Below are 23,256 nucleotides of genomic sequence, written 5' to 3' on the forward strand. Positions count from 1 at the left end.
TATGCGCTTAGCGGGTCAGGCGGGTTCGGGGTCGTCCTCCGGGGGGAGGCGGCACCACTGCTCGACCACCAACGCCACGACCAGGAGAGCCAGGGCCGCAAGGCCCGCGGCGCCGGACCAGACGGCGTGGTCACGCAGCGCGGGGGCGGAGATGTTGGTCCAGGCGATGGCCACCTGGGCGGCGAAGTAGCCGGTGAAGGCGGCGCCGCACAGCGAGCAGGCCTTGGCGAACATCGCCACGCGCGCCGCGCGCAGGTGGTCCATGCGCGTGGTGCGCCCCTCGGTGAGACGGCGCACCGAGCGGCCCAGGAGGAGGAGGACGACGGCGACGACGGCGAGGACCAGCCACGTCTGCGCCGACACCGGCACGACGGTGCCGCTGCGCGCCTCGAGCACGGTGAGCCCCAGGTAGGCGACCGCGCCCACGACGACGCCCGTGCCCAGCAGCGTCTGCCAGCTCGTCCTGCGCATCAGGCCTCCCACCAGTCCTCGGCCACCCAGTCGACCGGCCCGAGACCGGCCGCGAGCTCGGCCACCGGGCCGTGCCCGGGGAGCACCGCCTCCGGCTGCACCCGCGCCCACGGCGCGAGGACGAAGGCCCGCTCGTGGGCACGCGGGTGCGGGAGGGTGAGGTCGGCGTCCTGCCAGGTGAGTGCGCCGGCCGCGACGAGGTCGAGGTCGAGCGGCCGCGCGCCCCAGCGCTCCTCGCGCACCCGTCCGTGGCCCAGCTCCACCCCCTGGCACAGCGCGAGCAGCTCGCGCGGCGGCAGGTCGGTGCGCAGGACGGCGACGGCGTTGAGGTAGTCGGGCTGGGGACCCGCACCGGGCAGGGTGAGGGCTTCCGAGCGCAGCAGCGGGGAGACCGCGGCGACGGTGACGCGGGGGTGCTGCGCGAGCTGGGTGAGCGCCGCGGCGAGCGTGGCCCGCACGTCCCCGAGGTTCCCGCCGAGGGCGAGGACGACGTCGCGGGCGCCGTCGCCGTCGTCGGCCCGGCGGTGGACGTGGACGGTGACGTCGGCGAAGGGCACCGGGACCGGTGCCTGCGGCTTGTGGACGGTGACGTCGACGGCGAGCACCCTCGGGTGGGCGAGCACCCGCTCGGCGATGGTCGCTGCGACGGTCTCGACGAGGTCGACGGGCGGCCCGGCGAGGACGTCGACGACCTCGCGCGCGACCTCGGCGTAGTTGACCGTCAGGGAGAGGTCGTCCCCGGCGGCGGCCGCGCGGGTGTCGAGGTGGAGGACGACGTCGGCGCTGAACTCCTGGCCCAGCTCCCGCTCCGCAGCGAGGACGCCGTGCCGGCCGCGGGCCCGCAGCCCCGTCAGGGTGATCCGGTCGGTCATGACGCCCCCCTCGCGGCCGCGAGGGCCTCGCCCACCCGCACCGCGTCGCGGCTGCCGGGCACCTCGTGGACGCGCACGCCCCACGCGCCGGCCGCGGCCACGAGCGCCGAGACGGCCGCCGTCGCCGCGTCGCGGGCGAGCGGCGCCGCGGGGTTGCCGTCCTCCCCCGCGAGCAGGGTGCCGAGGAAGCGCTTGCGGGAGGCGCCGACGAGCACGGGGTACCCGAGCGCCTGGATCCGGTCGAGGTGGGCGAGCAGCTGCCAGTTGTGCCCGGCGTCCTTGGCGAAGCCCAGCCCGGGGTCCAGGACGAGCAGCTCCGGGTCCAGGCCCGCGCCCAGCGCGACCTCCACCCGCGCCGCGAGCTCGGCGCAGACCTCGCTGACGACCCTGTCGTACACGGCACGCTCGTTCATCGTCGCGGGGTCCCCGCGCCAGTGGCCGAGCACGTACCAGGCGCCGTGGCGGGCGGTGACGGCGAGGATGTCGGGGTCGGCGAGCCCGCCGGAGACGTCGTTGACGACGACGGCGCCCGCCCGCAGGCAGGCCTCGGCCGTCTCGGCGTGGACGGTGTCGACGCTGACGACGGCGCCCTGGGCGGCGAGCTCGGTGACGACGGGCAGGACGCGGTCGATCTCGGCGGCCGGCGGCACGCGCTCGGAGCCCGGCCGGGTGGACTCCCCACCGACGTCGAGGAGGTCGGCGCCCTGCGCGAGGAGCTCCCGGCCGCGGCGGAGCGCGGCGTCCGGGCGGTCCCAGCGTCCGCCGTCGGAGAAGGAGTCGGGGGTGACGTTGACGACGCCCATGACGAGCGTCCGGCCGACCCTCGCGAGGTCGGCGGCCCGTGCTCGAGAGCTGCCCACCGGCCCAGGATAGGGGGCGGCCACGTCAGCGGCGGGGCGCGATGAGGCTCATCGCCTCCGCGCGCGTGGCAGCCTGACGCATCTGGCCACGGACGGCGGAGGTGATCGTCCGGGCGCCGGGCTTGCGGACCCCGCGCATCGACATGCACAGGTGCTCGCACTCGATGACGACGATGACGCCCTGCGGGTCCAGGTGCGTGACGAGCGCGTCGGCGATCTGCGAGGTGAGCCGCTCCTGCACCTGCGGACGGCGGGCGAAGGTCTCCACGAGCCGGGCGATCTTGCTCAGCCCGGTGACACGGCCCTGGTGCCCGGGGATGTACCCGACGTGCGCGACGCCGTGGAAGGGCAGCAGGTGGTGCTCGCAGGTGGAGTACACCTCGATGTCCCGTACGAGGATCATCTCCTCGTGGCCGAGGTCGAAGGTCGTCGCGAGGACCTCGGCCGGGTCGGTCCGCATCCCCGCGAAGATCTCCTGCAGGGCGCGCGCCACCCGGGCGGGGGTGTCGCGCAGGCCCTCGCGGTCCGGGTCCTCCCCGACGGCGACGAGCAGGTCACGCACCGCCGCCCGGACGCCCTCGGCGTCGTAGGGGCGCGCGGCCCCGGCGTCGTCCGGGAGGGCTGCCGGCTCCTCGGCCATCACAGTCCCTCGGCCGGGCCGCCGACCTGCCCCGACGGCGGGACCTCGCCCAGCCCGGGGCCCTCGCCGCCGGCCGCGGCCGCCTCGTCCTGCGGGAGCATGCCGTCGTCGCCGGTCCGCTGCTCGGCGGGCGTGCGGACCGGGGGACGGTCGGACACGGTGCGGGTGGCCGAGGAGAGCCACACCGGCCGGGGCTCGCGCTTGGTGATGGGCGCGAAGATCGCCGCGAGCTCCTTCTCGTTGAGGGTCTCGTGCTCGAGCAGCTCCAGCACGAGGGTGTCGAGGACGTCGCGGTACTCGTGGAGGATCTCCCAGGCCTCGTCGTGCGCGGAGTCGATGAGGCGGCGGACCTCCTCGTCGACGATCCGGGCGATGTCCTCGGAGTAGTCGCGCTGGTGGCCCATGTCGCGGCCGAGGAAGGGCTCGCCGGTGTCGCTGCCGAGCTTGACCGCACCGACCCGGTCGCTCATCCCGTACTGGGTGACCATCTTGCGGGCCAGGCCGGTCGCCTTCTCGATGTCGTTGGAGGCGCCGGTGGTGGGGTCGTGGAAGACGATCTCCTCGGCGACGCGCCCGCCCATGGCGTAGACGAGCTGGTCGAGGAGCTCGTTGCGGGTCGTGGAGTACTTGTCCTCGCTCGGCATGACCATCGTGTAGCCCAGGGCGCGGCCGCGGGGAAGGATCGTCACCTTGGTCACCGGGTCGGTGTACCGGAGGACCGCCGCCGTGAGGGCGTGGCCGCCCTCGTGGTAGGCGGTGATCTTCTTCTCCTTCTCGTTCATCAGGCGGGTCCGCTTCTGCGGCCCGGCGATGACGCGGTCGATCGCCTCGTCCAGCGCGCGGTCGTCGATGAGGTCGGCGCCGGAGCGGGCGGTGAGGAGGGCGGCCTCGTTGAGGACGTTCGCCAGGTCCGCGCCGGTGAAGCCGGGGGTGCGCTTGGCGACCATCTCGAGGTCGATCTCGGGGACCATCGGCTTGCCGCGGGCGTGGACCCGGAGGATCGCGGTGCGGCCCTGGAGGTCGGGCGCCTCGACGGTGATCTGGCGGTCGAAGCGCCCGGGACGCAGGAGGGCGGGGTCGAGGATGTCGGGCCGGTTCGTGGCCGCGATGAGGATGACGTTGGTGTTGACGTCGAAGCCGTCCATCTCGACGAGCATCTGGTTGAGCGTCTGCTCGCGCTCGTCGTGCCCGCCGCCCATGCCGGCGCCGCGGTGGCGCCCGACGGCGTCGATCTCGTCGACGAAGATGATGGCGGGGGCGTTGGACTTGGCCTGCTCGAAGAGGTCGCGCACGCGGGAGGCGCCGACGCCGACGAACATCTCGACGAAGTCCGAGCCGGAGATCGAGTAGAAGGGCACCCCGGCCTCGCCGGCGACGGCGCGGGCGAGGAGCGTCTTGCCGGTCCCGGGCGGGCCGTACAGGAGGACGCCCTTGGGGATCTTGGCCCCCACGGCCTGGAACTTCGTCGGGTCCTCGAGGAACTCGCGGATCTCCTCGAGCTCCTCGACGGCCTCGTCCGCGCCGGCGACGTCGGCGAAGGTGACCTGCGGGTTCTCCTTGTTGACCATCTTGGCCTTGGACTTGCCGAACTTCATCATCCCGCCGCCGCCCTGCATGCGGGACAGCAGGAACCAGAAGACGCCGAGGAGGATGAGCATCGGCAGCAGGAGGCTGAGCGCGGAGGACCAGAACGAGGGGCGCGGCACCTCGGAGTTGAAGCCGTCAGCGGGGTCGGCCGCGGCGATCGCGTCCATGACCGTCTCGCCCTGGGGGGTCGCGTAGTAGAAGGCGACGAGGTCACCCTTGTCCTCGAAGTCCTCGCTGAGGACGAGCTCGACCCGCTGGGTGGTGTCGGTGACCTCCGCCTGCTCGACGGTGTCGCCGGCGAGCAGCTCCAGGCCGTCGGAGGTGTCGATCTCCTCGGGGCTCTCCCCGGTGAGCATCGAGGCGCCGAGGTAGGCGAGGACGAGGACGAGGACGACCCACACGATGGGGCCGCGGAGCAGCTTCTTGGCGTTCATCGGTGGCGGCGCGACGGCCGGGTCCCTCCTGCTCGATCGATCATCGTTTGACGTTACACGTACAGTCCGCGCAGGCGGGCGCGTGTTCGCCCAGGGCAGGACGGCCTCCCTGCCGGTGCCGGGAGGCCGCGCACGGGGTGCTCAGCCGTTGTAGACGTGGGGTGCCAGCGTGCCGACGAACGGCAGGTGGCGGTACTTCTCGGCGAAGTCCAGGCCGTAGCCGATGACGAACTCCGGCGGGATGTCGAAGCCGACGTAGCGGACGTCGACCTCGACCTTGGCGGCCTCCGGCTTGCGCAGCAGGGTGGCGATCTCGACGGATGCCGGGCCGCGGCTGCGGAGGTTCGACACGAGCCAGGACAGCGTGAGCCCGGAGTCGATGATGTCCTCGACGATGAGCACGTGGCGCCCGTGCAGGTCGGTGTCGAGGTCCTTGAGGATGCGCACCACGCCGGAGGACTTGGTGCCCGACCCGTAGGACGACACCGCCATCCAGTCCATCTCGATGCTGGTGTGCATGCGGCGGGAGAGGTCGGCCATGACCATGACGGCTCCGCGCAGCACCCCGACGAGCAGGAGGTCCTTGCCGGCGTAGTCGGCGTCGATCTCGGCCGCCATCTCGTCGAGCCGGGCCTCGATCTGCTCCTTGGACAGCAGGACCTTCTCGAGGTCGTCTCCCATGTCGCTGGCGTCCACGCGCACTCCCTCACTCACCTGCGCCGCGCTCGCCGCGGCGGCCGAAGGTCAGCCTGCCACACCGACGCCCGGCGGTGACAGCGCCGGGCAGCGACAGCGGCCCCTGGCCCCGGTAGTCCGTGACCAGCGCCTCGAGGGCCGCGACGTGCGTCGCTGTGAGCGCTCCGGGCGGGCACCCGGCCGCCGTGGCGGCCCGGTGGAGGACCCGTCCCCGCAGCGCGGGGTGCGCACGGGCGAGGACGACGACGTCGAGTCCCACCTCACCCGGCCCGCCCTCCGCCGCGTCACCCTCCGGGGTGGGCAGGCCCGCTCGTGCCGCCAGCTCGGCGGCAGCGGCGGCGAGGTAGTCCTCGTCCTCGCGCAGCCGCCGCGCGGTACGGGCCAGCGCCTCGGGCACGCCCGGCCCGAGGGCCTCGGTGAGGGCCGGCAGGACCTGGTGGCGGACGGCGGAGCGGCGCAGCGGGCCACCGTCCGCGCGGCGCCACGGACCGTCCGGTGCGTTCGTCGGGTCCTCGGCCCACGGCAGCCCGAGGGCCGTGCACACGGCCTCGGTGTCGCGGCGCCGCAGGCCGAGCAGGGGGCGGCGCCACAGTCCGGCGGCGGGCGCCATCCCGGCCAGCGAGCGGCCCCCGGAGCCGCGGCCCAGCCTGAGGAGGACCGTCTCGGCCTGGTCGTCCAGGGTGTGCCCGAGCAGCACGGCGGCGGCCCCGGTCTCCGTCGCGGCCTCCTCGAGCGCGGCGTAGCGGGCCGTGCGGGCGGCGGCCTCCGGGCCACCGGGCCCGCCGACGTCTACGCCGCGCACCTGGACCGGGTCGAGCCCGAGAGCCCGGCACGCGGCCGCGGCCTCGCGGGCGACGTCGTCGCTGCCGGCGCGCAGCCGGTGGTCGACGACGACCGCCCCGCCCAGCAGCCCCGCCCGCGGGGCGACGAAGGCGGTCGCCGCGGCCAGGGCGAGGGAGTCGGCGCCGCCCGAGCAGGCGACGAGGACGAGGGAGCCCGCAGGCAGGTCCGCGAGCGCCGCCCGGACGGCGGTGCGGGCGGCGGCCACCGCCGGGGCGGGACCGGCCACGGCTCAGCCGTGGACCCGGCGCACCCAGGCGGTCGGGTCGGCGATCTCGGCGGGGGTCGGCAGGTTCTCGGGGGCGGCCCACACGGCGTTGAGGCCGTTGTGGCCCACCCGGTGGACGACCCCGCGGACGAAGTCGGCGCCGTTGCGGTACTGGGCGATCTTCGCGTCCATCCCCATGAGCCGGCGGGTGATGACGTCCAGGGTTCCGGTGCCCTCGCGGCGGCGGTCGAACTGGGTGCGGATGCGGGCCACGGAGGGCAGCACGCGCGGCCCGACGGCGTCCATGACGACGTCGGCGTGCCCCTCGAGCAGCGACATGACGGCGACGACCTCCGCGAGGCGCTCACGCTCGTCGTCGGTGAGCACGGCGTCGACGAGCGGGCCGGCGAGGGCCTGCGCCGTCGGGGTCTCCCCTCGGGGCGTGGTGACGGCCTCGACGACGGCGCGCACGGTCCGTGCCAGGCGCTGACCGCCCCCCTCGGGGGAGGCGATCGAGGAGACGGTCGCGGTCATCCGCTCGGCGAGGTGGCCGGCGAGCCAGGGCGCGGCGGAGAACTGGACGGCGTGGGTCTGCTCGTGGAGGCAGACCCAGCGGCGGAAGTCGAGGGCGTCGAGGTCGAGCTCGCGCTCGACGTGGAGGATGTTCGGCGCGACGAGGAGGAGGTAGCCCGGCTCCCCGCGGCCGTCGGCGCTGGTGAAGGGGTCGAACTGGCCCAGCACCTTCGTCGACAGGTAGGAGAGCATGACGCCGAGCTCCTCACCGCCGAGCCGGGCGGCGCCGGGCAGCGTGGTGGGCGGGAGCAGGTCGCCCACGAGGTGGCGGAACATCCCGATGTTCGCCTCGGCCCAGCGCGCCCGGTCCACGACGTAGACGGGGCGGCGCGCGGCCTGCGCGGCGGCGTCCTCCAGGCCGGTGATGTCGGCGACGTGGCCCGGCGCCTCCTTCGCGGAGGTGTGGAGCACGGTGACGAGGCCGCGGACCTCGGCGCGCCCGGCGCGGGGCCCGGGCCGGGACAGCACGGCGGCACGGTGGCGGGCCGCCCGCCAGTCGATGGGAGAGCTCATGCGGTCACGCTATCCCGCGCGCCCCGCCCCGGCGCAGCACGCCCGGCAGCGTCGGGCTAGCCGCACTCGCAGGCGGTGACCTCGGCGGCCCACTCGTCGACGGCCGCGCGGGCCGGGCCGACCCCGCCGAGCTCGAGCTCGTCGGCGACGACGGCGAAGACGAGCAGGCGTCCCTCGACGTCCTGGACGAGACCGGTGAGGCTGACGGCCGTGGTGAGCGTGCCCGTCTTGGCACGCAGCACACCGGCGGCCGGGCCCATCGGCCGCGAGCTCAGCGTGCCCTCGAGGCCGGCGGCGGGCAGACCGGTGACGGCGCCGTGGAGCTCGGGACGCTCCATCGCGGTGGTGACGACGTCCGCGAGCACCCTCGCCGGCACCTGGTTCTCCACGAGGAGGCCGGAGGTGTCGGCGAGGGTGACGCCGTCGGTGTCGATGCCCAGCCCGGCGAGCCGGCCGAGGACGGCGCGGGTGGCGCCGGCGAAGGTGGCCTCCTCGCCGTCGGCGACGGCGACGAGCCGGGACAGCACCTCGGCGACCGAGTTCTCCGACACCGCCAGGGTGTGGGCGACGACGTCGCGCAGCGGCGCCGACTCGACCGCTCCCAGCTCCTGCCCACCGGCCGGGGCCCCGGCGCGGACGACCTCCCCGCGCACCTCGACCCCCGCGGCGCGCAGCGCGTCCGCGAAGGCGGCGCCGGCCGCGAGCGCCGGGTCCTCCTGGTAGCCGCCGTCCGGCGCGACGCCCGCGCGGACGGCGAGCGGCTGGATCGGCATGACGAAGTCGAGGTCGATGCCGCCCCACCCGGGGGCGTAGAGCGGACCGGTGAACAGCGAGTCGTCCACGGCCACGCGGACCTCCTGCCCCGCGAGCGTCCCGGCCACCTGGGCGGCGAGGTCGCGCAGCGAGGCGCGGCCCACGACGTCGCGTGGGTTCGCCTCGCCGTCGGTGAGGAGGACGTCCCCGCCGCCGACGAGCACCACCTGCCCGCCCTCCCCGGCCACCGCCGTCGTGCGCAGGACGTGGCCGGGGCCGAGCGCGTCGAGGGCAGCGACGGCACCGAGGAGCTTGAGCGAGGAGGCGGGGGTACGGGGCCGGGCGCCGCCGACGTCGACGAGCACCTCCCCGGTGAGCGCGTCCTCGACGACGACGCCGACGTCCCCGCCCGTGCGCTCGTCCGCGGCGAGCGCCTCGCTGAGCTCGGTGAGCCGCTCCGCGGAGGGCACCGGCGCGGCCGGGTCGAGCGCGGTGAGGAGCGGCTCGGCGGGCTCGGCGCCGGGCCGCGGGAAGGGTGCGGGGTCCGGCACCGGGGGCTGTGTGGTGAGGACGCCGGGGACGAGGTCGGCGGCGTCGGCCGCGCCGTAGCCGCCCACGAGGAGGAGGAGCAGGGCCGTGACGGTGGCCGTCACCCGCCGCTTGCTGCTCGACGCCACTCCGGCCGCCACCCCTCCTGCGCCACGTCGTGGCCGCGTTCTGCGAACTCGTAGGTCAGACTAGTGCCCGGTAACGACATGAGCGCACCCCCGGCTCCCGCACCCCAGCGAGGCACCGGCGCCCAGGAGAAGAGGTCAGGCAGTGGAGTTCGACGTCACGATCGAGATCCCCAAGGGGAACCGCAACAAGTACGAGGTGGATCACGAGACCGGACGGATCCGCCTGGACCGGATGCTCTTCACCTCCACCCGCTACCCCGACGACTACGGCTTCATCGAGATGACGCTCGGCGAGGACGGCGACCCGCTCGACGCGCTCGTCCTCCTCGAGGAGCCCACCTTCCCCGGCTGCCTCATCCGCTGCCGGGCGCTCGGCATGTTCCGCATGCGCGACGAGGCCGGCGGTGACGACAAGGTGCTGTGCGTGCCCACCGGTGACCAGCGCGCGTCGTGGCGCACGGACATCGAGGACGTCAGCGAGTTCCACCGCCTGGAGATCCAGCACTTCTTCGAGGTCTACAAGGACCTCGAGCCCGGCAAGTCCGTCGAGGGCGCGCACTGGGTGGGCCGGGAGGAGGCGGAGGAGGAGATCCGCCGCTCCTTCCAGCGCGCCAAGGACGCCGGCTACTACGAGCACGCCGACCCGCACGGGCCGGGTCAGGCCGAGTAGCTCAGACCCGCCCGCCGTAGGGCAGCACGTTGGGCCAGTACATCGGGACCAGCTCGACGTTCTTGCCCGGCGACGGCGCGTGCAGGCGCATCCCACCACCGGCGTAGATCGCCACGTGGTAGATCCCCGACGCCGCGCCGTTGTTGGAGTAGAAGATGAGGTCGCCGGCCTGGAGCTGGTCGACCGGCACGCGGGTGGTGGCCGCGTACTGCGCCTTCGTCGTGCGCGGCAGGGAGATCCCGGCGCGGGCGAAGGCCGTCTGGGTCAGGCCCGAGCAGTCGTAGCCGTTGGGTCCGGCCGCGCCCCACACGTAGGGCTTGCCCAGCTGCGTGCGGGCCCAGTCCAGGGCGGCCCGCGCACCGCTCGACGACGACGGCGGCGGCTGGGGTGCCGGCTCCGGCTTCGGCTCCGGCTTGGCCGGCGCGGGGGTGGTCGGCTGCGGGGCGGGGCGCGTGGGCTCGGGCGCGGGGCGCGTGGGCTCGGGCCGGGACGGCTCGGGAGCCGGTCGCGCGGGCTCGGGAGCCGGGCGCGACGGCTCGCTGTCGGGCCGTGAGGGGGCGGGGGCCGGCTGGGCCGGGGCCGCGGGCCGGTCGTTGGCGCGGGAGGCGGCCTCCTGCTCGCGGGCGGCCTCGAGGGCCGCGGCGCGGGCCACCTCGGCCTCGCGGCGGCGGCGCTCCTCGTCCTGGGCGTCCTGGCGCTCGCGCTCGAGCTCGGCCGTCGTGCCCCGCTGCGTGGCGAGCTGGGCGATGAGCCCCTCGCGGCGGTCGGCGGACAGCGCGAGCTGGGTCTCGGCGCCGCTCGCGGCGTCGCGGGCCTGCTCCGCGGCGGCGGCCAGCGCCGTCGTCGCGTCCTCCTGCGCAGCGGCGGCCTCGTCGGCCCGGCGCTGGAAGGTGGCGGCCACGAGCTCGGTCGCCTGGAAGCGCTGGAGCGCCTCGTCGGCGCGGGTGCCCATGCGCTCGGTGGTCGTCGCGCGCTGCATGGCGTTCTCGAAGCTGTCGGCCGACAGGAGCGGCTCGATGGGTCCGAGGGCGCCGGGGCCGGAGCGGTAGGCGGACATCGCGATGCGGCCGATCTCGGCGCGCTGCTCCTCGACCTCGGCCTGCGCGGTCGCGGCTGCCTCGCGGGCCTCGTCGGCGCGGGCGGTGGCCTCGTCCAGGGCCTCCTGCGCGCCGAGGTAGTCCTCGTTGGCCTGCTGGGCGCGCACGGTCGCGTCCTCGAGCTGGGTGGCGAGGCTGGCGAGCTCGACCTCGAGGTCGGCGATGCTCGAGGCGGTCCGCCCCTCGGCCTCACGGGCGGCGGCGATCTCCTCCTCGCTCGGCGGCTCGGCCGTGGCCGAGCTGACGAGCATGCCGCTGGTGAGCGCGAGCACGGCGACGGACACCGCTGCCTGCCGCCGACGGTCCAACCAGCCCACGCTGCCTCCTCTGCCGCCCGCCGGGCGGCCCTCACTCCAGCGCCGGGGACGGCGCCGACGCACACGCTAGCGCCTTGAACCCCATAAGGGAACACCAGTCACACCCGTCCCACGAGTCACACCCCTGTCATTCCACGCCCGTCCCCACTCCCGGGCACCCCCTCGCTCCCCCGGGGTACCCCCTCGCCGAGCGCTGACTTGTTACTCGCCCCTCCCTTCTCCACCCCGTAACAACTCAGCGCTCGGCGCTGGTGGCGGCCCGGGGCCCGGGGACCGGAGGACCGGGGACCGGGTGGGCCGGGGCGCGCGGCGTCCAGTGGTGTCCACGTCGTGGACAGCACCTCGAGGGCGGGTCCGCTGCGCGAGACGCCCCTTCTCAGCGGCTCGAGGCGTTCCTAGGCTCCCCAGCATGAGCCGACGAATGTGCACGTGACGCTGCGCACCGTTGCCATGCCCGCCGACCTCGGCGCCAGGCCCCCGTGCGCCACCGCCCCCTCCGCGGGACCGGCGTGACGGCAGGGAGCCGGCTCGCCCCCGCTCCCCCACACCCTGGAGAACCGACATGACCGAGTCCACCTGGTCCTTCGAGACCAAGCAGATCCACGCGGGTCAGCAGGCCGACCCCACCACCGGCGCGCGTGCCCTGCCCATCTACCAGACGACCTCCTTCGTCTTCGACAGCGCCGAGCAGGCCGCGAACCGCTTCGCCCTCGCCGAGCTCGGGCCGATCTACACCCGCATCACCAACCCGACGCAGGAGGCGGTGGAGAACCGCATCAACGCGCTCGAGGGCGGCGTCGGGGCGCTGCTCGTCGCCTCCGGCCAGGCCGCGGAGACCTTCGCGATCCTCAACATCGCCGAGGTCGGTGACCACGTCGTCGCCAGCCCCAGCCTCTACGGCGGCACCTACAACCTCCTGCGCCACACCCTGCCCAAGCTCGGGATCACGACGACGTTCGTCACCGACCCCGACGACCCCCAGGCGTGGCGCGACGCCGTGCAGCCCAACACCAAGCTCTTCTTCGCCGAGACGATCCCCAACCCCAAGCAGGACGTCCTCGACATCGAGACGGTCGCCGGGATCGCCCACGAGAACGGCGTGCCGCTCGTCGTCGACAACACCGTCGCCACGCCCTACCTCATCCGTCCGCTCGAGCACGGTGCCGACGTCGTCGTCCACTCCGCGACGAAGTACCTCGGCGGGCACGGCACCTCGATCGCGGGCGCCATCGTCGACGGCGGCCGCTTCGACTGGTCCGCGGACCCCGAGAAGTTCCCGAACTACAACACCCCCGACCCGAGCTACAACGGCCTCGTCTTCAAGGACCTCGGCGCCCCCGCCTTCATCCTCAAGGCCCGGGTCCAGCTGCTGCGCGACATCGGCGCCGCCGTCTCGCCCTTCAACGCCTTCCTCATCGCCCAGGGCATCGAGACGCTGTCGCTGCGCATGGAGCGCCACGTCTCCAACGCCCAGCGCGTCGCCGAGTTCCTCGAGCAGGAGGACCAGGTGACAAAGGTCGGCTACGCGGGCCTGCCCTCCTCCCCCTGGTACGAGCGCGCCCGCCACTACGCCCCCAAGGGCGCCGGTGCGGTGCTCACCTTCGAGCTGGCCGGCGGCTACGAGGCGGGCATCGCCTTCGTCGACGCCCTCGAGCTGCACTCCAACGTCGCCAACATCGGTGACGTCCGCTCCCTCGTCATCCACCCGGCGTCCACGACCCACTCCCAGCTGGACGAGGCGGCCCTCACCGCCGCCGGCGTGAGCCCGGGCCTCGTGCGTCTCGCCGTCGGGCTCGAGCACATCGACGACATCGTCGCCGACCTGCAGACCGGGCTGCGTGCCGCAGCCGCGGTCTCCCAGGCAGCCGCGGCGGTCGGGGGCGAGTAGGACCGTGTCCCCCGAGGAGCGCCGCCCGCGCGCGGTGAGTGGCCAGGCCGCCGCTCACCGCGTGCGGGCGCGCCTCGATCCCGAGGCCGTCCCCGCCACCGGGGCGTGGCGCCCCGAGCACGGCGCCGGGCAGCGGCGCTTCGCCGACATCGGCGCCCTGCACCTCGAGGCCGGGGGCCGCCTCCCCGCGGTGACGCTGGCCTACGAGACGTGGGGCGAGCTCAACGCGGCCGGCGACAACGCCGTGCTCATCTGCCACGCCCTCACCGGGGACACGCACGTCACCGGTCCGGCCGGCCCCGGCCACCCCAGCCCCGGCTGGTGGTCGGCGGTCGTGGGACCGGGGCTGGCGATCGACACCGACCGCTGGTTCGTCGTCGCCGTCAACGTCCTGGGCGGCTGCCAGGGCTCCACCGGCCCGTCCTCCCCCGCGCCCGACGGCAGCCCGTGGGGCAGCCGCTTCCCCAGCGTCACCGTCCGCGACCAGGTGGCCGCGGAGATCGAGCTGAGCGACCGGCTCGGCATCGGGCAGTGGGCCCACGTCGTCGGCGCCTCCATGGGTGGGCACCGGGTGCTCGAGTGGGCTATCACCGCACCCTCGCGGGTCCGTTCGGCCGCCGTCATCGCCTCCGGCGCGCAGACGACGGCGGACCAGATCGCGTGGGCGCACGCGCAGATCGCCGCCATCGAGCTCGACGCGAACTTCCGCGGCGGCGACTACTACGACGCGCCGCCCGGGCACGGCCCGCACGCCGGCCTCGCGCTGGCCCGCCGCATCGCCCACACGACCTACCGCAGCGCCGAGGAGCTCGAGGCCCGCTTCGGGCGCCTCCCCCAGCACGCGGAGGAGCCGCTGCTCGGGGGCCGCTTCGCCGTGCAGTCCTACCTCGACCACCACGGGACCAAGCTCGCGCAGCGCTTCGACGCCAACAGCTACCTCGCCCTCACCCGCTCGATGATCACCCACGACGTCGGCCGCGACCGGGGCGGCGTCGAGGCGGCGCTGGCGGAGGTGACGGCGGACGTGCTCGTCATCGCCGTCGAGTCCGACCGCCTCTTCCTCCCCCACGAGTCCGAGCGGATCGCTGCCGGCGTGCCCGGCTCCGGACCCGTTCGCTACCTGCGCTCCCCCTACGGCCACGACGGGTTCCTCATCGAGCACGACCAGGTCACCCGGCACCTCGGCGGCTTCCTCAAGCAGGTCGCCCGGTCCTGACGCGTGCGCCCGGCGCCCGTCCGGGCGACCATGGGCGGGTGCCGAGCATCCCGTTCCTGCGCCCGACCCCCGACGTCGAGGACGCCCCCGAGGAGGAGGGTGTCTACGACCCCGACGCCGCGCTCGCGGACCTGCCCGTCGCGCCGGTGGGCCGCTGGGGACCCGACGTCCTGGGTGACGGCTTCACGGCCCGCACGGTGGAGCTGCTGCCCGACGAGGACGGCCCGGTCGTCGCGACCGTCGTGCGCTACCGGCCCGAGGACGACCCGGAGGGACCGCCGCCCACCCCGCCGCGCTACGTCATGCTCCACCTGCACGGGTGGAACGACTACTTCCACCAGCGCGAGCTCGCCCGCCGGTGCGCGGCCGACGGCGCCGCCTTCTACGCCCTCGACCTGCGCCGGTACGGGCGCAGCCTGCGCCCCGGCCAGCTGCGCGGGTACGTCCAGTCCCTGTCCACCTACGACGAGGACATCCACGCCGCGCGCGACCTCATCCGCGCCGACCACCCCGAGCTGGGCGACGTCGTCCTCATGGGCCACTCGACCGGTGGCCTCACCGCCGCGCTGTGGGCCCACCGCCACCCCGGCGCGCTGCGCGCGCTCGTCCTCAACGCCCCGTGGCTGGAGCTGCAGGGCTCGTGGATCCTGCGCACGCTCGGCCAGCCGGTCATCGAGCGGCTCGCCCGCTACCAGCCCACGGCGGCCCTCCCCCTCAAGGACCTCGGCTTCTACAGCCGCATCCTCGCGGGGCGCGCGGCGGATACGCACGGTGATGACGCCCTGCCCGAGCTGAGCCCCGAGGAGCTCACCGACCCCGCCCACACCGGCTGGCCGATCGAGCCCGCCTGGCGCACGAGCCCCAGCGCCCCGATCCGCCCCGGCTGGCTGGCGGCCGTCCTCGCCGGTCACTCCCAGGTGGCCGCCGGCCTCGACATCACCTGCCCGGTGCTCGTCCTCGTCTCGGACAAGTCGCTGTTCGGGCCGAGGTGGACCGAGCAGATGCGCACGGCGGACACGGTCATCGACGCCGAGCTCACCGCGCGCCGCGCCCCCGGCCTGGGACCGCTCGTCACGGTCGCGCGGGTGCGCGACGCAGTCCACGACGTCCTGCTCTCCCCGGCAGCCGTCCGGGAGGGGGCCTACCGCGAGCTCAGTCGCTGGCTGCGCGCCTACGCCGCCGCCTGAGCCCGGGCTCCGCGGCCCGGCGGCGCTCGCGCTCGCGGACGGCTCGCAGCTCCTCGCGTGCCTCGTGGAGGCTCGGGCCCTCCGCACCGAAGCGCCACACCTCCCACGCCTCCGCGGCGACCGGCGCGCCGACGACGGCGGAGGCCGCGGCCTCGGGATCCGCGAAGGAGCGGCCCGAGACGACGATCCACCCGTCGGGCCGCAGCGTCGCCTCCCCGCGGTGGCCGTTGCGGGCCCACACCAGGGCGGCGGGCTCACCGAGCATCACACCGATGCCGAGGAGGTCCTCGTCCGGCGCGGCCGGCTCGTGGCCGCCGGTCACGGGCTGCGGCGCCGCGTGCGCCGGTGCCGCGTCGTCGGCCCTCGCCGGCGCCGCGTCCGGGAGTGCTGCGTCAGCGGCGGGCGCGTGCGCGGGTGACGCGTCCTCAGCCTCCTGGGCGGCGGCACGCCGCCTGCGGGCGCGTCGCCCGACGGCGGGTGCCGGCTCGGGCTGCGCCTCCTCGGCGGCGGGCGGGGCGGGCAGCGCCGGGGACGCGGCCTCGAGGGCGGCGACCGTGCGGCCGGGCAGCAGCCACGGCAGCGGGGCGACGGGGACGCTCACCTCGGTGACGTCGAGGAAGAGCCGCCCGCTGGACATCTGCCGGACGGCGAGCTCGTGGACGACGACCCCGGCGCCGGCGAGCGCGTCGAGGGCCCGCCGGGCGTCGTCGTCGATCTGCGCGGCGACGACGTGCACCCGGGCGGTGACGACCGTCCCGACCGGCTGCGACTCACGGAAGGCGTTCCAGTCCCGGCGGAAGGCCCCGACCCCGGAGGGGTAGCTGCGCGCGACGTCGATCCAGCCGCGCTCCGCCGAGTGCCCGGCCCGTCCGAGGGCGGCGACGAGGGCGTGGGCGTCCAGCCGCTCGAGCACCTCGACGCTGACGACGTGGCCGGCGGGGTCCATCGCGGTGAGGCGCGGGGCGCCGTCGTCGTCCCGCCAGGTGACGGGGAAGACGGGCAGCCGGAGCATCTCCAGCACCTGCGCACGGACGGCGTCGAGCACGGCGGGCTCGACGGGGTCGGTGACGGCGTGGCCGATCTGTGCCGGGATCAGCTGGCCGGCCTCGAACTCGAACAGCGGCATACTCGACCTGAACTCTCGCACCGTGGGGACCGGTGTCATCTTCTCATGCCACCCCCGCCTCTCAAGGGCCCCCGGCCCCGCCGAAAGTACGGTTCTCAGCGCCTCTCACCGGCGAGGAGCTGGGCGAGGTGGATGCCCTGGCGGCCGGCGAGCTGGGCCGCCTGGGTCCGGCAGGAGTAGCCGTCGGCGAGGTAGACCGACTCGGCGCCGGCCTCCCGCAGCGCGGGCAGCAGGGCGTTCTCGGCCACCTGGACCGAGACGTCGTAGTGGCCCTTCTCCATGCCGAAGTTCCCGGCGAGCCCGCAGCACCCGGCGAGCCGGGTGACCTGGGCACCGGCCCTGGCGAGGATCGCGGCGTCGGCCTCCCAGCCCATGACGGAGTGGTGGTGGCAGTGCGGCTGGGCAACGACCTCGAGGCCCTCGAGGGACGGCGGCTGCCAGTCCTCGCCCGGGCCGAGCGGCGCCGGGGCGGTGAGGAGCTCGGCCAGGGTGTGGGTGCCCTCGGCGATCATCCGCGCGCGGGGGTCCTCCGGGAAGAGGTCGAGGAGGTCGTCGCGGAGCACACCGGTGCAGGACGGCTCCACGCCCACGATGGGCACGCCGTTCGCGGCGAAGGGCGCGAGCACCGACATCGTGTGCTCGAGCTGGCGGCGGGCGCCGTCGAGCTGGCCGGTGGAGATCCAGGTGAGCCCGCAGCAGGCCTGCTCGTCGGGCACGACGACCTCGTACCCGGCGTCGCGCAGCACGCGGACCATCGCCCGGGCCCCGGCGCCGTCGAGCGTCTCGGAGAAGGAGTCCGCCCACAGCAGCACCCGTCGCGACCCGCCCGCCTCGGCGGCGGGGGTGACGTCGGCGGCGGGGTTCGTCCGGGCCCACCGCGAGAAGCGTTCCGTCGCGAAGGTGACCATCTCGCGCCTCGGGTCCATGCCGCCCGCCCGCATGACGAGCTTCGCCACGGGGCGCACGCCGAGGACGGCGTTGACGAGCCGCGCGACGGCGGGCAGCTTGGTGACGAGACCGGCCCACCGCGGCAGCCAGCCGAGGGCGTAGTGGTTGACCGGCCGCAGGCGGCGCCGGTAGCTGCGGTGGAGGACCTCGGACTTGTAGCGCGCCATGTCGACGCCGGCGGGGCAGTCGCTCGAGCACGCCTTGCAGGACAGGCACAGGTCGAGGGACTCGTGGACGGCGGGGCTGCGCACGTCCGCGACGAGGGAGCCGTTGGCGAGCTCCTGGAGGACGCGGGCGCGCCCGCGGGTCACGTCCTTCTCGTCCTTCGTCGCCCGGAAGGACGGGCACATGAACCCGCCGGCGGCGGAGGTGTCGGCGCGGCACTTGCCCACGCCGGTGCAGCGGTGGACGGCGCGGCTCATGTCGCCGCCGTCCTCGTGGAAGGTGAAGCCGCCGGCCACGGGCAGCAGCGGGCGGGCGTGGGGGCGGCGCAGGTCCGCGTCGAGCGGGCGGGGGCGCACGAGCACGCCGGGGTTGAGCTGCTCGGCCGGGTCGAAGAGCGTCTTGACCTGACCGAAGAGGTCGATCGTCCCCGGGCTGTACATGAGCGGGAGCAGCTCGCTGCGGGCGCGCCCGTCCCCGTGCTCGCCGGACAGCGAGCCGCCGTAGGAGGTGACGAGCTCGGCGGAGGCGACGAGGAAGTCGCGCGAGGGCTTGATGCCCTCGGGCGTCTCGAGCGGGAGGTCGATGCGCACGTGCATGCAGCCGTCGCCGAAGTGGCCGTAGAGCAGGCCGTCGACGCCGTGGTCGGCCATGAGCGCCTCGAAGTCGCGCAGGTAGGCGCCGAGCTTCTCCGGCGGGACGGCGGCGTCCTCCCAGCCGGGCCACCCCTGGGCCCCGGACGGCGTGCGCCCGCCCAGCCCGGCGCCGTCGGCGCGGATGCGCCACAGGGCGTCGGCCTGCGGGCCGGCCGGCACGACGGCTACGGCGTCGGTCCCGCCGTCCGCGGCGAGGCGGCGGGCCCGGTCCAGGGCCTCGGCGTCGTCGCGCCCGCCGACCTCGACGAGGAGCCAGCCGGCGCCCCGCGGCAGCTCGGGGACGGCCTGCGGCCCGTGGTGGCGGCGCACGATGTCGACGAGCCGCGCGTCGATGCCCTCGACGGCGAGCGGGCTGTGCGCGAGCAGCGCGGGCACGGCGTCCGCGGCGGAGGCCATGTCCGGGTAGCCGAGCGCGACGAGCACCGGCGCACTGGGCACCGGGACGAGGTCGACGGTCGCGCCGAGCACGGTGACGAGCGTGCCCTCGGTGCCGACGAGCATCTTGGCGAGGTCGGCGCCGTTCTCGGGCAGGAGGTGCTCGAGGCTGTAGCCGGAGACCTGCCGCTTGAAGCGGCCCAGCTCGGTGCGGATGGCGGCGAGGTTCGCGCGCACGAGCCCGTCCAGCCCCGGGACGGCGTCGAGGCTGCCGCGCCCGGCGGTGAACGCCCGGCCGGTGCCGTCGACGACGTCGAGGCTCGAGACGTTGTCCGCCGTGCGGCCGTAGGCGACGGCGTGCGGCCCGCACGCGTTGTTGCCGATCATCCCGCCGAAGGTCGCGCGGTTCTGGGTCGAGGGGTCGGGCCCGAAGCGCAGCCCGTGCGGCTTGGCGGCGCGCTGCAGGTCGGACATGACGACGCCCGGCTCGACCCGCGCGGTCCGGGCCTCGGGGTCGAGCTCGAGGATGCGGTTGACGTGCCGGGAGAAGTCGATGACGACGCCCGGGCCGATGGAGTTGCCGGCGATCGACGTCCCGCCGCCGCGCGTGGTGACGGGCGCGCCGAGCCGCCGCGCGGTGTCGAGGGCGGCGCGCGCGTCGTCGACGTCCCGGGGGATGACGACGACGTCGGGCACCACCCGGTAGTTCGAGGCGTCCGTCGAGTAGAGGCCGCGGTGGAGCGTGTCGTCGTGGACGTCGCCGTCGACGGCCCGGCGCAGGGAGGCGACGAGGTCGGTGCGCTGGTCGGTCACGAGGTCGGTCACCCCCCGATCCTGCCACCTGGGCGGGGGCAGGGGCCGCACCGTCCGTCAGGTGCGCGGGACCACGTGCCGCTCGGCGGGCCCGACGTAGGCGGACAGGGGGCGGATGAGGGCGTTGTCGGCGGCCTGCTCCATGACGTGCGCGGTCCAGCCGGTCACCCGTGCCGCGACGAACAGCGGCGTGAACGTCGCGGTGTCGAAGCCCATGAGGTGGTAGGCCGGACCGGAGGGGTAGTCGAGGTTGGGCCGGATGCCCGTGCGGGCGACCATCGCCGTCTCGATCGCGTCGTAGAGCGCGAGCAGCTCGTGGCGCCCGGTGTGGTCGACGAGCCGGTCCAGCGCCGCCTTCATCGTCGGGACCCGCGAGTCGCCGTCCTTGTACACCCGGTGACCGAAGCCCATGACCTTGCGCTTCTCCGCGAGCGCCCGGTCCACCCACTCCTCCGCACGCCCCGCCTCGCCGACCTCCGCGAGCACCCCCATGACCGCCTCGTTGGCGCCCCCGTGCAGCGGCCCCTTGAGCGCGCCGATCGCGCCGACGACGGCGGAGTACAGGTCCGCGTCGGTGGAGGTGATGACCCGTGCGGTGAAGGTCGAGGCGTTGAAGGAGTGCTCGGCGTAGAGGATGAGGGAGACCCGGAAGGCGTCGACGACGACGGGGTCGGGGACGTACCCGAAGGTCATGTTGAGGAAGTTCTCGATGAACCCGAGGTCGGGGCGCGGCTCGACGAGCTCCTCGCCGCGTCGGCGCCGCTGGTCGTAGGCGATGACGGCGGGGATCTGGCTGAGCAGGCCCACGGCCTTGCCCACGTCCGTGCCGCGGTCGCCGGCGTGCCGGTCGTTGGCCCCCAGGACGCTGACGGCGGTGCGCAGCACGTCCATCGGGTGCGCGGTCGTCGGGACGAGGTCGACGGCGGCCCGCACCCGGTCCGACAGCGCCCGCTGCGCGCGCCCCTCCCCCTCGAAGGCGACCCGCTCCAGCGGCGTCGGCAGCTCCCCGTGCCACAGGAGGTAGGCCACCTCCTCGAAGGTGCAGCGCGCGGCCAGCTCCTGGACCGGGTAGCCGCGGTAGAGCAGCGAGCTGGTCCTCGGGTCGACCTCCGAGATCGCCGTGGTGTCGGCGACCACGCCCACCAGGCCCTTACGGATGTCCTCGCTCATGGCTCGCTCCCTCGCGGTTCAGAGACGGAAGTTGTAGACGTCGGCGTCGAAGTGGGCGTACGCGGAGTAGTCGAGCAGCTCGTAGAGCCGGGCGCGGGTCTGCATCGCGCCGACCTCCTCGCGCAGCGAGCCCTCGCGGCGGAGGGTGTCCAGCCCGCGCTCGGCGGCGCCCATGGCGAGGCGCAGCAGGGAGACGGGGTAGATGACCATGCGCACCCCGGCCGCGGCGAGCTGGGTGGTGGTGAAGAGCTCGGACTTGCCGAACTCGGTCATGTTGGCCAGGACGGGGACGTCGACGGCGGAGGCGACCGCCTCGAACTCCTCGAGGCTGGCCATCGCCTCGGGGAAGACGGCGTCCGCCCCGGAGTCGACGAGCGCGCGGGCGCGGTCGACGGCGGCGTCGAGCCCGTCGACGGCGCGGACGTCGGTGCGCGCGACGACGAGCAGGCCGGGGTCGCGGCGGGCGTCGACGGCGGCGCGGATGCGGCGCAGCGCCGTCCCCTCGTCGACCACCTGCTTGCCGTCGAGGTGCCCGCAGCGCTTCGGGTTGACCTGGTCCTCGATGTGCAGGCCCGCCACCCCGGCGTCCTCGAGCACCTGGACCGTCCGGGCGACGTTCATCGGCTCGCCGAACCCGGTGTCGGCGTCGACGAGGGCGGGCAGCTCGGTGACGCGCGCGATCTGGCCGCTGCGCGCGGCCACCTCGCTCAGCGTGGTGAGCCCGATGTCCGGCAGGCCGAGGTCCGCGGAGAGCACGGCACCGGAGATGTAGACGCCGTCGAAGCCCCGCTCCTCGATGAGCCGGGCGGACAGCGGGTTGAACGCCCCGGGCAGCTGGAGGAGGTCCTCCCCCGCGAGGCGCCGCCGCAGGGCGGCGCGCTTCTCGTAGGCCGGGGTGGTCGCGTGGAGCATCAGAAGATCCCCTCGGGTGCGGTGACGGACGCGAGCAGCGCGGGCGGGGCGGTGACGGTGAGCCCGCCGAGCTCCTCGGCGGTGAGCCCGGGCAGCCGCTGCGCGACGTCGAGGAAGCGCTCGATCTCGCCGGGCTCGAGCACCCCCTCGGCCAGGGTGCGGAACTTCGCGACGTACTGCGCGCGGCCGAAGGGACGCGCACCGAGCGGGTGGGCGTCGGCGACGGCGATCTCCTCGACCACCCGGGTGCCGTCGGCGAGGCGGACCTCGACGCGTCCGCCGAAGGCCTTCTCCGCCGGGTCGGGCGAGTGGTAGCGGCGGGTCCACTCGGGATCCTCGGCCGTCGTCACCTTGCGCCACAGCTCCACGGTGTCCGGCCGGGCGGCGCGCTCGGGGCGGTAGGACTCGACGTGGTGCCACGTCCCGTCCTGGAGGGCGACGGCGAAGATGTAGGGGATCGAGTGGTCGAGGGTCTCGCGGGACGCCGCCGGGTCGTACTTCTGGGGGTCGTTCGCGCCGGAGCCGATGACGTGGTGGGTGTGGTGGGAGGTGTGGATGACGACCGCCTCGACGTTCGCCGGGTCGCGCAGCTCGGGCCGCTCCCGGTGGAGCCGGCGGGCGAGGTCGATGAGCGCCTGGGACTGGTACTCCGCGGAGTGCTCCTTGGTGTAGGTGTCGAGGATCGCCCGCTTCGGTGCCCCGGGGGCCGGCAGGGGCACCGCGTAGTGGGCGTGGGGGCCGTCGAGCAGCCAGGCGATGACGCCGTCCTCCCCCTCGTAGACGGGGGTGGGCGAGGTCTGGCCGCGCATCGCGCGGTCGACCGCCTCGACCGCGACCTTGCCGGCGAAGGCGGGCGCGTAGGCCTTCCACGTCGAGATCTCGCCCTTGCGGGACTGGCGCGTCGCCGTCGTCGTGTGCAGCGCCTGCCCGACGGCGTGGAAGATCGTCTCGGCGTCGAGGCCGAGGAGCGTGCCCAGCCCGGCGGCGGCGGACGGCCCGAGGTGGGCGACGTGGTCGATCTTGTGCCGGTGCAGGCTGATCGCGCGGACGAGGGCGACCTGGACCTCGTAGGCGGTGGCGAGGCCGCGGACGACGTCGGCCCCGGTGAGCCCGCGCCGGGCCGCTGTGTGCTGCGCGACCGCGAGGAGCGGGGGGATGTTGTCGGCGGGGTGGGAGTAGTCGGCCGCGAGGAAGGTGTCGTGGTAGTCGAGCTCGCGGACCGCCACCCCGTTGGCCCACGCCGCCCACTCGGGGCTCACCCGCTCCTCGGCGAGGCAGCCGACGACCGTGGCGCCGGGCCGGTACGGGTGGGCGAGCGCCTGCGCGCGGGCGGCGACGGCGGGAGCCCGGGTGAGCGACGCCGTCGCGACCGCGGCGTTGTCGATCACCCGGTTGACGATCATCTCGGCGACGTCGTCGAGGACGGGGACCGGGTCGGTGGCGAGCTCGGCGATCTTCCACGCGAGCTGCTCCTCGCGCGCGAGGTCCGCGGCGCTCGGGTGGACGCGGACGTCGTGGGTGACGAGCTCGGGCATGGCGCTACTCTCCTCCGTCCGGCCGCCCGCGTCACGGGTTACGGCCACCGGGCCGCTCGG

General features: G+C 75.0%; 19 protein-coding genes. 4 read left to right on the forward strand and 15 right to left on the reverse strand.

Annotated features, from left to right (window positions below):
* Positions 1-15: 15 nt before the first annotated feature.
* From H9624_RS05420 to dacB, 9 genes are all read right to left on the reverse strand, one after another.
* On the reverse strand, positions 16-471 hold the full coding sequence (locus tag H9624_RS05420) for a DUF3180 domain-containing protein (protein ID WP_251838817.1): 456 nt from the start codon (positions 469-471) through the stop codon (positions 16-18).
* Entirely contained in the window at positions 471-1,343 is an 873-nt protein-coding gene (gene folK, locus H9624_RS05425) for a 2-amino-4-hydroxy-6-hydroxymethyldihydropteridine diphosphokinase (protein ID WP_251838818.1), read from the reverse strand. The genes H9624_RS05420 and folK overlap by 1 nt, the downstream gene beginning before the upstream one ends.
* Positions 1,340-2,146 carry a dihydropteroate synthase gene (folP, locus tag H9624_RS05430; protein ID WP_251839015.1) on the reverse strand — a complete coding sequence of 269 codons (807 nt, stop codon included), beginning with the start codon at positions 2,144-2,146 and terminating at the stop codon, positions 1,340-1,342. The genes folK and folP overlap by 4 nt, the downstream gene beginning before the upstream one ends.
* Positions 2,147-2,228: 82 nt before the next feature.
* Entirely contained in the window at positions 2,229-2,843 is a 615-nt protein-coding gene (gene folE, locus H9624_RS05435) for a GTP cyclohydrolase I FolE (protein ID WP_251838819.1), read from the reverse strand.
* Positions 2,843-4,864, reverse strand: a complete 2,022-nt coding sequence (ftsH, locus tag H9624_RS05440) for an ATP-dependent zinc metalloprotease FtsH (RefSeq protein ID WP_251838820.1) — start codon at positions 4,862-4,864, stop codon at positions 2,843-2,845. The genes folE and ftsH overlap by 1 nt, the downstream gene beginning before the upstream one ends.
* Before the next feature lie 141 nt (positions 4,865-5,005).
* Positions 5,006-5,560 (reverse strand): hypoxanthine phosphoribosyltransferase, encoded by a 555-nt coding sequence (gene hpt, locus H9624_RS05445; protein ID WP_251838821.1) that lies wholly within the window; start codon positions 5,558-5,560, stop codon positions 5,006-5,008.
* 10 nt (positions 5,561-5,570) lie between these two features.
* The gene (tilS, locus tag H9624_RS05450; RefSeq protein WP_251838822.1) at positions 5,571-6,629 is read right to left on the reverse strand and encodes a tRNA lysidine(34) synthetase TilS; all 1,059 of its coding nucleotides are present in this window, start codon (positions 6,627-6,629) and stop codon (positions 5,571-5,573) included.
* 3 nt (positions 6,630-6,632) lie between these two features.
* The gene (locus tag H9624_RS05455) at positions 6,633-7,694 is read right to left on the reverse strand and encodes an Rv3626c family coenzyme F420 biosynthesis-associated protein (RefSeq protein ID WP_251838823.1); all 1,062 of its coding nucleotides are present in this window, start codon (positions 7,692-7,694) and stop codon (positions 6,633-6,635) included.
* Positions 7,695-7,750: 56 nt separating this feature from the next.
* Entirely contained in the window at positions 7,751-9,136 is a 1,386-nt protein-coding gene (gene dacB, locus H9624_RS05460) for a D-alanyl-D-alanine carboxypeptidase/D-alanyl-D-alanine endopeptidase (protein WP_251838824.1), read from the reverse strand.
* A 130-nt stretch (positions 9,137-9,266) separates the two neighbouring features.
* Between dacB and H9624_RS05465 the strand changes: the two genes are divergently transcribed.
* The gene (locus tag H9624_RS05465; RefSeq protein ID WP_251303472.1) at positions 9,267-9,794 is read left to right on the forward strand and encodes an inorganic diphosphatase; all 528 of its coding nucleotides are present in this window, start codon (positions 9,267-9,269) and stop codon (positions 9,792-9,794) included.
* Between the two features lies 1 nt (position 9,795).
* On the opposite strand, the gene H9624_RS05470 is transcribed toward H9624_RS05465, so the two are convergent.
* Entirely contained in the window at positions 9,796-11,208 is a 1,413-nt protein-coding gene (locus H9624_RS05470; protein WP_251838825.1) for a C40 family peptidase, read from the reverse strand.
* Between the two features lie 562 nt (positions 11,209-11,770).
* Between H9624_RS05470 and H9624_RS05475 the strand changes: the two genes are divergently transcribed.
* The 3 genes from H9624_RS05475 to H9624_RS05485 are packed head-to-tail and all read left to right on the forward strand — an operon-like array spanning position 11,771 to position 15,499.
* Positions 11,771-13,096, forward strand: a complete 1,326-nt coding sequence (locus H9624_RS05475; RefSeq protein ID WP_251838826.1) for a bifunctional o-acetylhomoserine/o-acetylserine sulfhydrylase — start codon at positions 11,771-11,773, stop codon at positions 13,094-13,096.
* A 4-nt stretch (positions 13,097-13,100) separates the two neighbouring features.
* Complete coding sequence (gene metX / locus H9624_RS05480; RefSeq protein ID WP_372435105.1) at positions 13,101-14,312, forward strand: homoserine O-acetyltransferase MetX; 1,212 nt, start codon at positions 13,101-13,103, stop codon at positions 14,310-14,312.
* 38 nt (positions 14,313-14,350) lie between these two features.
* Positions 14,351-15,499: an alpha/beta hydrolase gene (locus H9624_RS05485; RefSeq protein WP_251838827.1), complete on the forward strand. Its 1,149-nt coding sequence runs from the start codon at positions 14,351-14,353 to the stop codon at positions 15,497-15,499.
* On the opposite strand, the gene H9624_RS05490 is transcribed toward H9624_RS05485, so the two are convergent.
* The 5 genes from H9624_RS05490 to H9624_RS05510 form a co-directional block, all read right to left on the reverse strand.
* Positions 15,465-16,625: a restriction system modified-DNA reader domain-containing protein gene (locus H9624_RS05490; protein WP_251838828.1), complete on the reverse strand. Its 1,161-nt coding sequence runs from the start codon at positions 16,623-16,625 to the stop codon at positions 15,465-15,467. The genes H9624_RS05485 and H9624_RS05490 overlap by 35 nt on opposite strands.
* A gap of 95 nt (positions 16,626-16,720) precedes the next feature.
* Positions 16,721-19,591, reverse strand: coding sequence for an FAD-linked oxidase C-terminal domain-containing protein (locus tag H9624_RS05495; protein WP_251838829.1), 2,871 nt, complete (start codon positions 19,589-19,591; stop codon positions 16,721-16,723).
* A gap of 45 nt (positions 19,592-19,636) precedes the next feature.
* The gene (locus tag H9624_RS05500) at positions 19,637-20,749 is read right to left on the reverse strand and encodes a bifunctional 2-methylcitrate synthase/citrate synthase (RefSeq protein ID WP_251838830.1); all 1,113 of its coding nucleotides are present in this window, start codon (positions 20,747-20,749) and stop codon (positions 19,637-19,639) included.
* Between the two features lie 18 nt (positions 20,750-20,767).
* A complete protein-coding gene (gene prpB / locus H9624_RS05505) occupies positions 20,768-21,661 on the reverse strand; it encodes a methylisocitrate lyase (protein WP_251838831.1) in 894 nt (297 codons plus the stop codon).
* Positions 21,661-23,196: an MmgE/PrpD family protein gene (locus H9624_RS05510; protein WP_251838832.1), complete on the reverse strand. Its 1,536-nt coding sequence runs from the start codon at positions 23,194-23,196 to the stop codon at positions 21,661-21,663. The genes prpB and H9624_RS05510 overlap by 1 nt, the downstream gene beginning before the upstream one ends.
* Between the last annotated feature and the right edge of the window lie 60 nt (positions 23,197-23,256).

Origin of the sequence: Oceanitalea stevensii, assembly GCF_014837105.1 — a bacterium.
Lineage (GTDB): Bacteria > Actinomycetota > Actinomycetes > Actinomycetales > Actinomycetaceae > Oceanitalea > Oceanitalea stevensii.

Coding starts and splice junctions, on each gene's coding strand:
- H9624_RS05420 (WP_251838817.1), bottom strand. CDS start 471: ATGCGCAGGACGAGCTGGCAGACGCTGCTGGGCACGGGCGTCGTCGTG.
- folK (WP_251838818.1), bottom strand. CDS start 1,343: ATGACCGACCGGATCACCCTGACGGGGCTGCGGGCCCGCGGCCGGCAC.
- folP (WP_251839015.1), bottom strand. CDS start 2,146: ATGGGCGTCGTCAACGTCACCCCCGACTCCTTCTCCGACGGCGGACGC.
- folE (WP_251838819.1), bottom strand. CDS start 2,843: ATGGCCGAGGAGCCGGCAGCCCTCCCGGACGACGCCGGGGCCGCGCGC.
- ftsH (WP_251838820.1), bottom strand. CDS start 4,864: ATGAACGCCAAGAAGCTGCTCCGCGGCCCCATCGTGTGGGTCGTCCTC.
- H9624_RS05455 (WP_251838823.1), bottom strand. CDS start 7,694: ATGAGCTCTCCCATCGACTGGCGGGCGGCCCGCCACCGTGCCGCCGTG.
- H9624_RS05475 (WP_251838826.1), top strand. CDS start 11,771: ATGACCGAGTCCACCTGGTCCTTCGAGACCAAGCAGATCCACGCGGGT.
- H9624_RS05490 (WP_251838828.1), bottom strand. CDS start 16,625: ATGCCGCTGTTCGAGTTCGAGGCCGGCCAGCTGATCCCGGCACAGATC.
- H9624_RS05500 (WP_251838830.1), bottom strand. CDS start 20,749: ATGAGCGAGGACATCCGTAAGGGCCTGGTGGGCGTGGTCGCCGACACC.
- prpB (WP_251838831.1), bottom strand. CDS start 21,661: ATGCTCCACGCGACCACCCCGGCCTACGAGAAGCGCGCCGCCCTGCGG.
- H9624_RS05510 (WP_251838832.1), bottom strand. CDS start 23,196: ATGCCCGAGCTCGTCACCCACGACGTCCGCGTCCACCCGAGCGCCGCG.